The following is a 13662-nucleotide window of genomic DNA, read 5'->3' on the forward strand; positions in this document are numbered from 1 at the left end:
AGCATAAAACTATGAAAATATTATCCTCGAAAGCTTTTCTAACAAAAGCTAATTTAATCCGAAAGCCATTTGACAGTATTTTGGCAGTCCTTTGTTTTATCATGATCACCGTATGTCTTTCGGCATGTTCAAAAAATGATGACAGTGGTGGTGCACCTACCGGGGATTATTATTTCCGTGCAAAAGTTGGTGGAAGAGCTATCAATTTCTACAAGGTGAATTTTCAGGGTGGTGGCAATGATAACCGGTTCGAACATATCGTAATTGGTGGCTACGAGACTTCTTATCCTCCATCAGGACCTGTATCACCTTCGCTTGATTTTGAAATCTGGAAAATTGGCGGCAATATTACTCCGGGTACTTATGCTACACCTGCAGAAAATATGATTGCCCGTTATGCCATCCAAAAAAATGATGGCACGCTGTTATACAATACTTCTTATGGTGATGATGTATTTACGGTAAAAATTGAAACCATAAGTAAAACGGGGATCAAAGGAACTTTTTCAGGCACGGTAAGAAGCCTGGCGGGAGAGGCTATCAGCATTACCGAAGGTACATTTAATCTTCCTTACGAAACCATTATTAATCCTTAACATCAATAATCATGAAGCTTAAAAAATATGTCCTCACCCTTTTTTGTGTAGTATCAGCAACTGCTATAGTTTCCGCACAGTACAAAGAACCAGAGAAAAAAGATAAAGCAGAGATCTTCCGTCCGGAAATGCCTTTCGACTCTTTATTGGCAAAAAAAATGCTGGCTAAAGGTACCGCTATTATTAAAGGTGTTGCTTACACTAAACAGAAACATCCACTAGGCTATAGCGTTCCGTTCTCACCGCGCATACTTGCCAATAAAATTACTATCGTTTTATTACCGGTAACCCCGTATTTCGAAGAATGGTACAGGCTTAGAAAAGAGAAAGAAAACATCAAAAGAAAACGCTTCGTTTATCTTTCTGACCGAGCTTTCTATTATAGACTGGAAGCGATTACCAATAGCGACGGTGAATTTACCTTTCCGGATATGAAACCCGGCAAATACTTTTTACAGGGCATGTTGGATTATACGCTGAGAGGCACGTACAATGCCTATACGGGTTCGGGTTATAACAATTATGGCGGACGAACCGATTATTACCAACAAAAAGAGTATTACAAAAACATCCAGGATCGCATTGAAACTTTTGTGGAGATAAAGGAAAACGGAGAGGTTGTGAAGGTCAAATTGCACTAATTATCAGTATAAAGCCTACCCTATGAAAACAGCTAAAATAAATATAGTAATAACAATTGTGTTATTGTTAGTCTCCGGTATGGAAGCACATGCCCAGCTTGGCGGTCTGTTTGAAAAGGCCAAAGAGAAAGCAGAAAAAGCCCTTGAAAAAAAGATTGACAAAAATACCGCATCTACAAAGGCGAAAACAATAATTAACGCAGGAAACGGTCAGGTCATTGTAGGCGATTCGGCTGTTTTTTCAGAAGATTTTTCAGCATTTACAACTGGTGCCACGGCTTCCAGTTTTAAAACAAATGGTGTTGCCAACGTCGTAACTATAAAAGGCCAGAAAGGTAAATGGATGGATATAAAAGATAAGGCGATTTATAAATTTGCACGCCAGATCAATTATCCCAAACAGTTTACCCTATCTTTTGATATCATCGCCATAGCAGACCAGATCAAAGACATTTCGCCAATGTCGTTTGGTTTTGCAGGCGATAACAGCGTCCGCCAGCACGAAAGTAATATTGGTACTTATGTGCAGCTGCACTATTATGATGCCAACCAGGTGAATATTGGCAGCCAGAAGCCTGAAAAATTCGTAAGTACAACTTTCGACCTTGAGCCATGGCTCGACCGACCACTACATGTGGTGTTGGCTGTAAATAGTGATCGGATGGCGGTATATCTCAATGACGTTAAAGTTGCTGATACCATTTTGTTCAGTCCAACTGCGGCTAAAAACTTTTATATATCGGCACCGTGGCAGTATGATAATGATGCGAAGATACTGGTAAGTAACTTTGAGGTTGCCGGGTTTAAGAAATAAAAACTGATAATATGACATTGTATTTGTAATCTCAATGCTGTTGGCCATATTGAAGTTAGCCTGCATCAACTTAACGTGGTATAGGAAATATCTTTAAAAGTAGTTACAGGGCAAAATACAATTGACAATCCACTTTGCAATCGTCATTCCCGCACATGGGGGAATCTTAAAGCCTTTGATTTAAGATCCCAATGAGGTTGGGGATGACGATTTCTCGGGATATTATTTATTCACACTAATTTGTAAACCACTAGTTCTTTCTAAGAAAATACAATGTTATATTGATGATACAGCCTTGAACATAGAATCGTTAAGAATCATCCTCCATTTAATTCATTGTAAAGCCAAACAATGAGGAGAATCTCAAGCCAGTTTAATTTAAATAAATCAATCATAAAATCTTAACTTCAATCTCGACAAATCAACTTTATGAATGATTATAAACACATCCTTCTTTGTTGCACGATGATGTTATTGCTTACTACAAATGTTGTTGCACAACGTAATACAGGCTGTACTAACATTGATAGCGTAATGATAAAAAGAATGTCAGAAAGTGGAATTGTGGGACTGTGCGCAGCCATTATTGTTGATAATAAAGTAGTTTGGAAAAAGGGGTACGGATTTTCTGATCAGCAAACTCACGCAGCTTTTACCACCTCAACTTTAATGAACATCGCATCAGTTTCTAAAACGGTAACCGGTGCCTGCCTGATGAAAGCTGTAGAACAGGGTAAACTCTCTCTTGACGAGGATATAAATAATTACCTTCCTTTCAAAATTCAGAATCCTTATTTTCCGGAAGCTAAGATAAAGCTGCGAAATTTAGCTACACACACTTCAGGACTTACAGACCGGTATCCCTTTTATACTGATAGCCTTTATTTTAACGGAAAAGACTCGCCGCAGGTTTTGGGAGATTTTCTGCAGCAATATTTTGTCCCTGGTGGACCGTATTATTCGAAAGAGAACTTTCTGGATCACAAACCCGGAACCTTCCGTGAGTATTCTAATATTGGCGCAGCTTTAGCAGGTTATATTGTTGAAATCAGAACTGGTCAAAAATTGAACAAATACAGTAAAAGATACCTGTTCAATCCTTTAAATATGGATGACACCGGATGGTTTTTATCTGAAATAGACCTGAAAAAACACACCAAACTTTATGAAAAAAAGGATGATAAAATTCAGGAAATTCCGCTCTATGGCTGCACTACTTATCCGGATGGAGGGGTTCGTAGTTCGGTAGACGATCTTAGTCATTTCCTGATCTGTCTGTTAAATGATGGAAGATATCAAAACAAACAGGTGTTAAAAAAAGAAACCGTTAAAGAAATGCTCAGGTTCCAGTTTGATGAAACCAATACACCTGGTAATGTGAAACCTAAAACACTGAATTCGGGTATTTTCTGGGCAACCAAAATGGGTGCTACCAGGATTGGTTACAACGGATCTGACCCGGGAGTAAGGGTTTTTATGCTGTCTGACCTTAATAAAGAGGTTGCTGTCATTCTTTTTATCAATACTTCGCTGAGTGAAAACGAAGAAAATAAATTCTTCGAAATCTATAACGAGCTTTACCGTTATGGTGTTGAACTTAGAAAATGAATTATAAAATTAACCCCATGATTTATGAAAAAAATCCTGTTACTGATCTTCATTTCGCTTTTTTATAGCTCCTTGCCAGCACAGCAAGTGCATGAACCATCCTCCAAAAATCACCCGGAATGGTCAAAACCTTTTCCGCCATTTCGCATTGTGGGTAATCTTTATTACGTAGGTACGGCCGACCTCGCTTGTTATCTTATTGTTACACCTAAAGGAAATATCCTGATCAATACCGGATTGGCCTCATCAGAAAAACTGATTGTGGAAAGTATTAAAAAGCTGGGATTTAAACTTTCAGATACTAAAATCCTATTAACTACACAAGCGCATTTTGATCACCTGGGCGCCATGGCAGCAATCAAAAAAGCAACCGGGGCCAAGTTTATGGTCGATTATGCAGATGCGCAGGTAGCAGCTGATGGTGGCCGTTCTGATTATGATATGGCTGGTAAGGTTTCAGTTTTCAAACCTATAAAAATCGACCGCATTTTGCACGATAAAGATATCATCAGGTTAGGAGATACAGAATTAATCATGCTTCACCACCCTGGACATACCAAAGGTTCATGTAGTTTTCTCCTTACCGTTAATGACCAAAAAAAGAATTACAGGGTACTGATCGCCAACTTACCAACGATTGTAACAGACAAGAAGTTTTCAGACATTCCGTCTTATCCTCATATTGCAAAAGATTACGCTTATACTTTGCGTAGTATGAAAAAACTCAAGTTCGACCTTTGGGTAGCCTCACACGGTTCACAGTTCGACCTCTTAAAAAAACACAAGCCGGGAGATCCCTATAATCCAGCTGTTTTTATGGATGTAAAAAACTTTTACGATTATTTGGAGGAATTGCAGGGGGAGTATGATAAGAAAATGGAGAAGGGGTAAAAAAAAATACTTTCTAGAGTCCTCTCCATTTCCTTTTTCTTACGGTTTTCTTAAATAAATATTGCCGTATGAGGAACTTAAATCATAACTCGGACCAACTCCCGGAGCAGCGGCTAAATAAGTAAAGAAATTTTCCTGTTTCATTGCTGTGGGTTTAAGCTCCAGATCGGTGTATATTTTTCCATAACGATTGGTAAGCTTGATTTCACCTATGGCCTTTTGGCTAATACTTGCGTCAATTCCACCGTACTTTGCATCTACTTTAATAGGTCCCGTAAAATCTTTAATTTCCACCATGCCATAGATAGCATTTACTTCAGTATTAATGTTTGCCGGAAGTTTAATGTTAATGGTGATTTCAATATCCCTGGTTTGATAAGTAGATATTTTTGCACCGCCTTTTTCTTTAAGGTAGGCATCAAGATCAGCTTTTGAATTTAAACGTGTTTTAATTCCATTTTCCTGTATATAATAGGCATCAGGAATTTTATCCATATCAAGTTTATTCTGGATAGTAAGCTTTCCATCGGCGCTGCTTTCCTGAAGGGTAAACGCTGAATCGTTTTCACCTCCATTTATTTTTACTGTTGCCTCGATGCCTATTTCATCTTTATCCCAGTTGGAAACCTGTATAACTTTTGGATAATCGAAGCGGAATACCACTGCATCCCCCTTTTTTACTGCATAAGATTTATTGACATGGGTTTGCGAAAAGGCAATACCCGGCATCATGGCCATCAGAAGCCAAAATAATATTGTTTTCATAAAATAATGCTTTATTGCCGCTGCCTCAGGTATGGGGCTTTAAGCAGATGAGAAGAGAACCAGGAGAGGATAATTATTTCTCTCTGAGGTATACATTTTTGTAACGCGAAGTTAAAATCAGATCAGCACCACCACCGTTTATTTTTCCTTTAATGTTTTCAGCGTTACGGCTACTGATACTATATCCGAATACTGAGGCATCGCCATTAACAGTTGTTATAGTGCCTACAGACTGGCCTGTACGTACCGTAGTAGCCTGACCGATACCATTCCCGCGCCCAGTTATCGATGTAAAATCTCCGTGTTCTGTTTTTTCTGATTTATCAATAGCGATTTTCAAACCCTCTGCTGCGTAAAGTTTGCCATAACCGGTAGACAGCTCTACATTTGCCCTGGTGTTGGCAGGAAGGGAAACATCTACGTAACCATATACCGAAACAATGGATACAGGTCCTTTAATGGCTTCAGAAAAAACAGCATCAACGGAGCCGTAAAGCGTTTTAATATTCATCGGACCGCTGTTGTTTTCGAGTTTGATTTTGTTGTAACTGGTAGAAACTTCTATTTCGCTTTTAAGATTTTTAAGGATAACTTCATTCTGATACGCATTACTTTTATTGGTAAAAACTACTTTGATGTTCTGCGGTACTTTAACTGTTAAAATACCTTTAATTTCCCGATCCACTGCATTTACATTAATTTCAGTGCCTTTTTCGGTAACATCTAAACCCAGGCCGGTATTATCGGTAAAACCCGATCCATTAATGGCATGTAGTCCTTTAGCCCGCTCATCAACCTCTTCGGTTTCTCTTTTAGGCATTGAAAATACTATCTCACTACCACTGTAACCTTCTACTATTGCACCGGAAATATTCAGATTAAGCTGCCCTGAATTTTTGTTTAACTTGTATTCTTTCTGCGCAGATGCCGATACCGTAATGGCTAGCAAAGAAAAAAGAACGATCAATTGTTTTTTCATAATTTTATTGTGTTTTATTTATTTTATAATTTATCCTGATTCAATAATGCACTGTAAGCCTCATCGCGTACGGCAGCAAAAGTTTCCGGATTGTTGGCTATGGCATAAAGTTTTTCACCAATTTCCGCATTTTTCATTTTTCCTAAAAAGCTCACCAGGCCAAGCTGCACCATAGGGTCGTCTTGTTTACTTAATGAACTGACCAGCAGTTTAGATGCATATTTATCGGCACTGTATTTTTGCAACACATTAAGTGCAGCTAAGCGTACATTGGTATTGCCATCGTGGTTGAGCGTTTGCGATAACAGGTCAAGCGTTTTGGTATCGATATGGTTATTTTTTTCGATTTTTAATATCGCCAGCAACCTTACACTCGCCGAACTGCTATCTTTTAATGCTGCAAATTCTTCATTCCTAACAATATATTTTGGCTTTTCTTTTAAGTTTACTGATTTCTCCACCTTAACTTTTGAGGTTTTAACAGGTATATTTTTTTCAACCACAGTTTCATTTGTTTTTTCAACCGGTCTGCGCTGCAAAGTGGCTGTAGCATCTTTCGGAACTAAAAACGCCTCTTTTTGTGTCCGCGGATAAAAAAGCCATGTCATTGCCGCTACCAACACTACCGATGCTGCAACCAGCCATCTGCTGTGGTTAATAAAAATCAACTTTCTAACATTTGTTCGTTCAGGTTGAACCTGCATCCGCTTAAAACGGTCTATATCAAAATCCGGTGCTTCGAGATGATCGAACTCGTCCCGGTGCTGTTCCACAAAATCCTTTATCTGATCATTCATAATAACATTTGTCTTTAAGTGATAATAAAACACGTTTTTTTGCCCTGTGATACTGCGTTCTTACCGTACTTGCCGAAAGCCCAAGCATTACTGCAATTTCCTCATGTGTCATCTTTTCAAATACATACAGGTTTAAAATTGTTTTATAACCCGACGACAGTTCTTCAATACTTTTTTTAACATCATCGACCCTGCAATCAAAGATACCCGCATCTTCACTACTATAGTCTGCCTCATCCTGCACATCCGCATCGCCCAGATCAGAAAATATTATTTTTCTTTTCCTTAAATGGGAAATTGATCGGTTTATCGCCAGCCGCCTTACCCAGGCCTCGAAACTAATTATTCCTTTTAACTTGTTTACATCGCTAAATACCGTACAGAAAATATCCTGAAGAATGTCTTCTGCCTCACCGGTATGGTTTACAATCCGGCTAATCGAGTTATAGATTTTTCGGGCGTAACGGTTATAAAGTCCCGTATAGCCGGCATCTCTTCCCTCTATGCAGAGTAAAATTAATTCCTGATCGGTTATCTGTTCAGCAGTGCGCAATGTGGAGCCTTTAATTATCTGTTTTTAGTGCATTTATATTCTCTAGTCGCAGCATCTACAATTGTGTTGCATCTTTTTTTTAAAAAAAATAAAAAATAATTTACTTATAACGGATACGTAAAAAGAAATAAAGTTAAACAGTAACTATTTTCGGCACTCATTACTTGGTCTTTATTAAATATACAGATATTCTGTGGACATTTTTTGACTTAAAAAGTATAACCAGAATTCTGTAGTAGTTCCTGTTTTTGTATCTATATTAATTTTTGATTGCCCACCGCCTACATTTTTTCAGTTCGCTTTAGATGGAGTAAGTTTATTCGGACTTTTAAAACAATCAAATTTAAACAATATGAGAATTAGTGTATCACAGTGGATGGAAGCATATCTGGAAGGCAGGAGGGATCATTTATCGGCTGGATGCAGACAAGGATGAGATTATTATAATAAGCTCCGTAGGGTTCGACTCCCTATACTTCCACAAATTAGACCGCGGCGTAATGTTGCGGTCTTTCGATTTGTCTTATTATGAATCGACTTAATCCGACGGGTAAAGTATTTAAAATTTCAAATTTTTAGTAAATCAGGAATAATACGATAAATCTTTAGAGTTATTAGTCGTGAGGTGACAGCAAACCAGGAAAATATAATCGAAATTTCCAAAACCCTTCTTTTAGTAAGAGATGTAACCATAACAGTAACAATAATACATAACGAAATTTGACCTATGTATGTGGTAAATAACGATGATGCAATTTAATATCATATTTAAATTGCATATATTTAAAAACAATACCTTCTCTCATATATTTTAATTAACGCTTAAATTTGCATTTTACATGTCATCTGAACAAACCTCAAAGCGCTCAGTAATCACTCTATTGTTTATTCTTGGAATATCAGCTATTTGTTACCACTTTACCTATAATACTACTGACAAACAGGGAACATATTGCAATTAACGATGAAATATTTATTATTTATTTTTATTATGCTACTGGGTAGCGTAACATTTGGGCAAAAAACACCTAAGTTGTCCGTACTTATAAGCAATTGTATAGTTAAAGGTACCAAAGGAGAAGCTTATGAAAATACAAAAAAGAATTTTGCTCATTTTTTTGCGATAGCACTATCTTTTGATGCAAATGGAAAAGTTGATACATTGTATTACTCAAGCACATTGAATCCCGAAACAAAAAGAATATATGCACTGGATAACTCTTTATTGAAAAGAATTAAAACTTACAACTATAATTTCAAAGAGTTTGCATCTAAACTTGTGCTTTTTTCTTATTACTCTTATAATTCAACGGATGATTCCGTCGATTATGTTAATGGATTTTTAAACAGCATTAAAAATTTAGTACCCGATGCGGTTTCCGGAAAATCTTTAGTTGTGTTGGAGCCTATCTTTGACGCTAGTCTACCATCTGCCCACGGAAAAAAAATGAAATAATTTCCTTAAGTAGTCTTCTATTTATTAATATATAAAGGGTTTGATTTGCCATTTTTGCAGAATGCATAGACGATCATTTTTTATTATGATTTTTTAGTACTCTCGCTAATAAGCAGGCATTTTTATTTTGTTAAAGATGTTAAAACTACATCGTCGTAATTCTTTGGAGCGATCTGATACACCATTTTTTTTTAATGCAACATTAGGACTAATCAACTCAATTTTTAATATCTATGGTGATATCGTCCGAGATATATATCAAAGACAATGAGTTTTTGCTATAATTTTAATTGAGATTTGAATAAATTCAAACTTTCTTCAAATTGTAAAAGTTTCAGACGAATATCAGCGTTGAGCGTAGATTTTTTTTTGATCTCCACCAAGTGGTCAGTTCATTCTCAAGCTTTTTAAGCCTCGCTTCGATTCCTATGTCATCGTCCGGATCAATTGGTCTGGATAATTTTTTAGCTAGCTTTCTCATTTTAAATGTTAATATAGTTGAATTAATACCGATCATTATTGAATCGCTAGGTATTCTATGGCTATTTTTGGCCTCCAAATTCATAGCCACGATTTAGCCACATAAATTATGAAAATTTTAAAAAATCTGACATATGGCCTGAAAAAAAAAGCCCACAAAAAATTAAAAACTGTAGGCGATATCAGGTTTTTTATGCTAAAGATGAGGTTTTCGTTCGCGTTTTTCCCGCGCAGGGAGAAATTTTGTAGGCCCACGGGGATTTGAACATACCTTTCGATTCGACCAGATAGCCTGTTTTTGTACCAATCTATATTAAAACAGCCATGATTTAGCCATATTTTTTAGGCATAAAAAAAATGGGCCTTAATAAGACCCATCTCTCTATTTTGGCGGAGAGCGAGGGATTCGAACTAGCTCACTACAAAGTCGTTTTAGCACTGTTTTTCCTCAATTTTTTAAAAGCGCCACGAATGTGCCACATTTTTAAGAATTTAATTCAAAATTGCTTTAAAAATCAACATGCGGAGAGGGAGGGATTCGATTTACCCTAGCTTAAGCCTCAATTTCCTGCTATTTAAACTCATAATACCTTATCGCAATGATTTTGCCATGCTATTTACATCCGTAAACCGAGTCAATACCTGCTATAAGATAATCTTTATTTCTATCCCAAATATAGTACTTTTTTTCGTCTCGTTTTTAACCATAAACTGAATGGTCGAAAAATTTTAGGATTTACTCTTTCTGTAATAAAAAATTCTTTGTCTTGAAATTGTATGCACCTGATATTATAAAAATAACTATAATTTTCGTAAATATGTTCATATCGTTTGTCACAATATTGGGATTCCCAGGATAAAAATCCACTTCCAAAAGGAATTGAAATACGCTCATCTATTATTAACATCTAAATAACCCCACATCACCATGAAAACCTATTACAAAATTCTCGAGCAAAGAATCAAGCAAAATGAGCAAGCTATAACTTTCGACGTATATAAATGTATCGATGAGTCCAGAAAAATGTCTGCTTTGCTATTTAGCGTCTTAAGTGATCTAAAGGACTTCGTGCGGCAAAATGGTTTTAAAAACGAGTCTGAAGAAATTGAATTTTTTAGAAAAATGAAGCCTAGTGTACTTGGTAAACTTCTATTCTACAATAAAGTTTATCGTATTGAAATTGGTCGGCCAAATTGCTTTGGACCACTCGCTGAAAGTTACTTTACACAGGAATTAAAAAAAATTGAAAGGTTATATTCAGATATGAGCAGTTCTGAATTTTATAAATATTACCGATCGGGCACAGCACATAATGACTCTATGTATTTCTTAAGGGGCAATTTTAACCTAGATATGGGCCTGGATGGATACGCGTTTAATTCAGATCCAGATTTTACTACTTATTACGATTTCAAAATATCTAAAATTATAGAAACAGATTTACTGTATGATTATCTCATCATAAGAATTCAGGATAGCTTGGTAAAAAGTGGAATAAGCAATGAGGAATTAGAGGGATTACAATGGACAGCAACCAAAAGTGCATTAGTAGAATTGATCTATGCTGTTTATGCGTCAGAATCTGTGAATGGAGTAAATTGTGGCATAAGAAAATTGGTTTTAATTTTTCAGGATTTATTTCATATTGAATTAGGAGATGTGCATCATTTGTTTCATCGTATGAAATATCGTGCAGGTAATCGGACCCTCTTTCTAGACAAAATGAAGACTGCTTTAGAGGTATACATGGATCGTGACATTTCATAATTTGGTATAGATATTATATGTTACCTTAATTATATACAAATAAACCGATTCCTTATCTCAGCAATTTATATAGCAATTTTACAAAACAGCAAACTTCATTACATCTTTTGATTGGGGTTTGCTGCATTTTCAAGTAGTCCGCCTTCTTTTCTCCTACCATTTTACTGTCGCGTATTGATTAACCCAGCGGGTTTTATATCATGATTAATCGCAAAGTTTTTTCACTACCTATCAAAAATGTTTGCTATACACAGATGTAAGTGTCATATGATTTCAGTGATGTTATGACATAATCCACCACTGTTTCTACTAATTATAATACAGTGATGCTTATTTAGAGCAATCTTGGATCGAAGGTGTATAGACCGTATTTTTTAGAACTTGGCAGTTCAATACTTAATTAAATTCAAACTTTGGCTTTACCGAAATTTAGTCAAAATGGAAATTGATAAACATGAATTTTTGCATTACATGCGCCGTATTATGGAAAGATTGGATATCCTCTCTGAATTAATAAGTGATAAGAGTAAAGGAGCCAATGTGTTTGAAGGCGATGAGCTGCTCGACAATCAAGATCTTATGATTATGCTTAAAATTAGTTCACGCTCACTGCAACGTTATAGAACTTCTGGCAAGTTAAGGTATTACGTAATAAGTGGTAAAATCTATTACAAGTTATCAGACGTTCACGAATTTATTAGGGACTGTTTAAAAAATCGAGATGTATCTACGGGCGACAAATGAGGTCAACTAAAGCCATTTTTATATTGGCAACCTTTCGGCAAGCTTACTTTGATAAAAAATAAACCTATTCATATGAGCGCAACAGAAAATGCTTTTCAAGATCAAGAACAAGTATATGAAGGCGATACAATACTTGTTCTTAACGATAAGAGTAAAATCCAAGCAGTAAAATCAGTGAAAGATGGCGAAGTAGAAACGGTCAATCCAACCCATCAAAATTCTGGTCAGTTTATTCGTGTAGACCGCACCGGTGACATTGTTACAAACTTCTTCTCCAACTTTTTCAGACAATTAAAAGACCCATTCAAATTTATTTACCTCAAAGTTCCACATGATGAGGCGGTTGAAAAAGCCGGGAAAATTCAAAAACATCTAAAAAATTCAAGCGTTGAGGGCGACGAGTTAATAAAAAAGTTTGAAATCAGCAAAAAATTCATTAGCCAGCTTCTTGAGATGCAAGAAACTAATACGCGCTTACTTGAAGGTGCGATCAAAAATCAACAACAAATAAATAATCACATCATGGACACACAACAGAATAACTCATTTAGGTTTTCACCGGAAGAAATTGATTGGCAAAGGCTTGCAAGTTGGGGAGTAACAAAAGATCAATTGGAGAAAAAAAATCAACTTGAAATTCTGCTCAAAGGATTCCGTACGAGCGAATTAATCCCGATCAATTTAAAAGTTGGCTCAGATACTCTCCGCTGCGACGCACGTTTATCATTGCAACGAGATGAAAATGGAAATGTTAATATGTCTTATCACGGAATACGCAAAGAACGAAATTTAGATTTCCCATATTTAGGACATCAGTTTACTGAAGAGGATAAAAAAAATCTAAAACTGACAGGAAATATGGGGCGAACTGTAAACCTTCAATACTTAAATGGAGATATCGAACCTTCAGTAATCAGTATAGATAGAATGACCAATGAACTTGTTGCTTACAAAACAAAATACATAAAAATCCCTGATGAAATAAAGCAGGTGAAGTTAACCGATGAACAGAAGCAAATTTTAGCAGAGGGTAAGCCCCTTAGGTTGGAAGGTATGACATCTCTAAAAGGTGAGAAATTCGATGGTAATATACAATTTAATGCCGACAAGCGATTTGTAGAATTACTTTTTGATAATAAGTACGTGAGCCAACAAATTAAAGGCAGTCGTGATGAAATGAGCCAGTCAAATCCCGGTGAAGTCCCTAGAATTTTCCGGCAAAAAGAACTTTCTGAAGAACAATATGCAAATCTTAAAGCTGGTGAAACCGTATACATAGACGGGCTCATAGATAAGAGAGGAAATCAATACCAGGGATACATTACTTACAATGCTGAGTCAGGAAAAATCAACTTTCAGTTTCCGAATCAGGTCAAGGAACAAGCGAAACCTATTGAAAGAGATGCAACTCAAATTGCGGTTAATTCTGAAGGCAAAACAAGCGAAGCTACAAAAAATTTGAATGAGCCCTTGAAAACAGGCCAGCAAAATCCAGATAGCAAACAGCAGAAAGATTTGCAGGAAGATTCTTTAAGGCAATCACAATCCAAAGGTAGAAAAATGCGTTAGC

The 13662-nt window shown here is 36.3% G+C and carries 13 protein-coding genes; 9 read left to right on the forward strand and 4 right to left on the reverse strand.

The features are described 5' to 3' along the window. Positions 1-11: 11 nt before the first annotated feature. The 5 genes from ACK1I8_RS07365 (at position 12) to bla (ending at position 4550) form a co-directional block, all read left to right on the forward strand. A complete protein-coding gene (locus ACK1I8_RS07365) occupies positions 12-596 on the forward strand; it encodes a hypothetical protein (RefSeq protein WP_412468684.1) in 585 nt (194 codons plus the stop codon). A gap of 11 nt (positions 597-607) precedes the next feature. After that, the gene (locus tag ACK1I8_RS07370) at positions 608-1237 is read left to right on the forward strand and encodes a hypothetical protein (RefSeq protein ID WP_412468685.1); all 630 of its coding nucleotides are present in this window, start codon (positions 608-610) and stop codon (positions 1235-1237) included. 22 nt (positions 1238-1259) lie between these two features. Beyond that, a complete protein-coding gene (locus ACK1I8_RS07375; protein ID WP_412468686.1) occupies positions 1260-2051 on the forward strand; it encodes a hypothetical protein in 792 nt (263 codons plus the stop codon). Positions 2052-2480: 429 nt separating this feature from the next. Then, positions 2481-3659 (forward strand): serine hydrolase domain-containing protein, encoded by a 1179-nt coding sequence (locus ACK1I8_RS07380; protein WP_412468687.1) that lies wholly within the window; start codon positions 2481-2483, stop codon positions 3657-3659. Positions 3660-3683: 24 nt separating this feature from the next. Further along, complete coding sequence (gene bla / locus ACK1I8_RS07385) at positions 3684-4550, forward strand: subclass B3 metallo-beta-lactamase (RefSeq protein WP_412468688.1); 867 nt, start codon at positions 3684-3686, stop codon at positions 4548-4550. 39 nt (positions 4551-4589) lie between these two features. On the opposite strand, the gene ACK1I8_RS07390 is transcribed toward bla, so the two are convergent. From ACK1I8_RS07390 to ACK1I8_RS07405, 4 genes are all read right to left on the reverse strand, one after another. Further along, the gene (locus ACK1I8_RS07390) at positions 4590-5315 is read right to left on the reverse strand and encodes a hypothetical protein (RefSeq protein ID WP_412468689.1); all 726 of its coding nucleotides are present in this window, start codon (positions 5313-5315) and stop codon (positions 4590-4592) included. A 73-nt stretch (positions 5316-5388) separates the two neighbouring features. Further along, positions 5389-6294 (reverse strand): DUF4097 family beta strand repeat-containing protein, encoded by a 906-nt coding sequence (locus ACK1I8_RS07395; protein ID WP_412468690.1) that lies wholly within the window; start codon positions 6292-6294, stop codon positions 5389-5391. Between the two features lie 23 nt (positions 6295-6317). Then, complete coding sequence (locus tag ACK1I8_RS07400; RefSeq protein WP_412468691.1) at positions 6318-7091, reverse strand: HEAT repeat domain-containing protein; 774 nt, start codon at positions 7089-7091, stop codon at positions 6318-6320. Further along, a complete protein-coding gene (locus tag ACK1I8_RS07405; protein ID WP_412468692.1) occupies positions 7084-7644 on the reverse strand; it encodes an RNA polymerase sigma factor in 561 nt (186 codons plus the stop codon). Before ACK1I8_RS07405 ends, ACK1I8_RS07400 begins: the two co-directional genes overlap by 8 nt. 964 nt (positions 7645-8608) lie before the next feature. Here ACK1I8_RS07405 and ACK1I8_RS07410 point away from each other — a divergent pair. From ACK1I8_RS07410 to ACK1I8_RS07425, 4 genes are all read left to right on the forward strand, one after another. Further along, positions 8609-9100: a hypothetical protein gene (locus ACK1I8_RS07410; RefSeq protein ID WP_412468693.1), complete on the forward strand. Its 492-nt coding sequence runs from the start codon at positions 8609-8611 to the stop codon at positions 9098-9100. Positions 9101-10508: 1408 nt separating this feature from the next. Beyond that, on the forward strand, positions 10509-11348 hold the full coding sequence (locus ACK1I8_RS07415; protein WP_412468694.1) for an RteC domain-containing protein: 840 nt from the start codon (positions 10509-10511) through the stop codon (positions 11346-11348). 438 nt (positions 11349-11786) lie between these two features. Beyond that, positions 11787-12092 carry a helix-turn-helix domain-containing protein gene (locus tag ACK1I8_RS07420; RefSeq protein WP_412468695.1) on the forward strand — a complete coding sequence of 102 codons (306 nt, stop codon included), beginning with the start codon at positions 11787-11789 and terminating at the stop codon, positions 12090-12092. Between the two features lie 72 nt (positions 12093-12164). Further along, a complete protein-coding gene (locus ACK1I8_RS07425; RefSeq protein ID WP_412468696.1) occupies positions 12165-13661 on the forward strand; it encodes a DUF3945 domain-containing protein in 1497 nt (498 codons plus the stop codon). Position 13662 lies beyond the last annotated feature (1 nt).

The sequence above is a fragment of the Pedobacter sp. KLB.chiD genome (genome assembly GCF_047040275.1).
Classification (GTDB): Bacteria; Bacteroidota; Bacteroidia; order Sphingobacteriales; family Sphingobacteriaceae; genus Pedobacter.

Coding starts and splice junctions, on each gene's coding strand:
- ACK1I8_RS07365 (WP_412468684.1), top strand. CDS start 12: ATGAAAATATTATCCTCGAAAGCTTTTCTAACAAAAGCTAATTTAATC.
- ACK1I8_RS07370 (WP_412468685.1), top strand. CDS start 608: ATGAAGCTTAAAAAATATGTCCTCACCCTTTTTTGTGTAGTATCAGCA.
- ACK1I8_RS07375 (WP_412468686.1), top strand. CDS start 1,260: ATGAAAACAGCTAAAATAAATATAGTAATAACAATTGTGTTATTGTTA.
- ACK1I8_RS07380 (WP_412468687.1), top strand. CDS start 2,481: ATGAATGATTATAAACACATCCTTCTTTGTTGCACGATGATGTTATTG.
- bla (WP_412468688.1), top strand. CDS start 3,684: ATGAAAAAAATCCTGTTACTGATCTTCATTTCGCTTTTTTATAGCTCC.
- ACK1I8_RS07390 (WP_412468689.1), bottom strand. CDS start 5,315: ATGAAAACAATATTATTTTGGCTTCTGATGGCCATGATGCCGGGTATT.
- ACK1I8_RS07395 (WP_412468690.1), bottom strand. CDS start 6,294: ATGAAAAAACAATTGATCGTTCTTTTTTCTTTGCTAGCCATTACGGTA.
- ACK1I8_RS07400 (WP_412468691.1), bottom strand. CDS start 7,091: ATGAATGATCAGATAAAGGATTTTGTGGAACAGCACCGGGACGAGTTC.
- ACK1I8_RS07410 (WP_412468693.1), top strand. CDS start 8,609: ATGAAATATTTATTATTTATTTTTATTATGCTACTGGGTAGCGTAACA.
- ACK1I8_RS07415 (WP_412468694.1), top strand. CDS start 10,509: ATGAAAACCTATTACAAAATTCTCGAGCAAAGAATCAAGCAAAATGAG.
- ACK1I8_RS07420 (WP_412468695.1), top strand. CDS start 11,787: ATGGAAATTGATAAACATGAATTTTTGCATTACATGCGCCGTATTATG.
- ACK1I8_RS07425 (WP_412468696.1), top strand. CDS start 12,165: ATGAGCGCAACAGAAAATGCTTTTCAAGATCAAGAACAAGTATATGAA.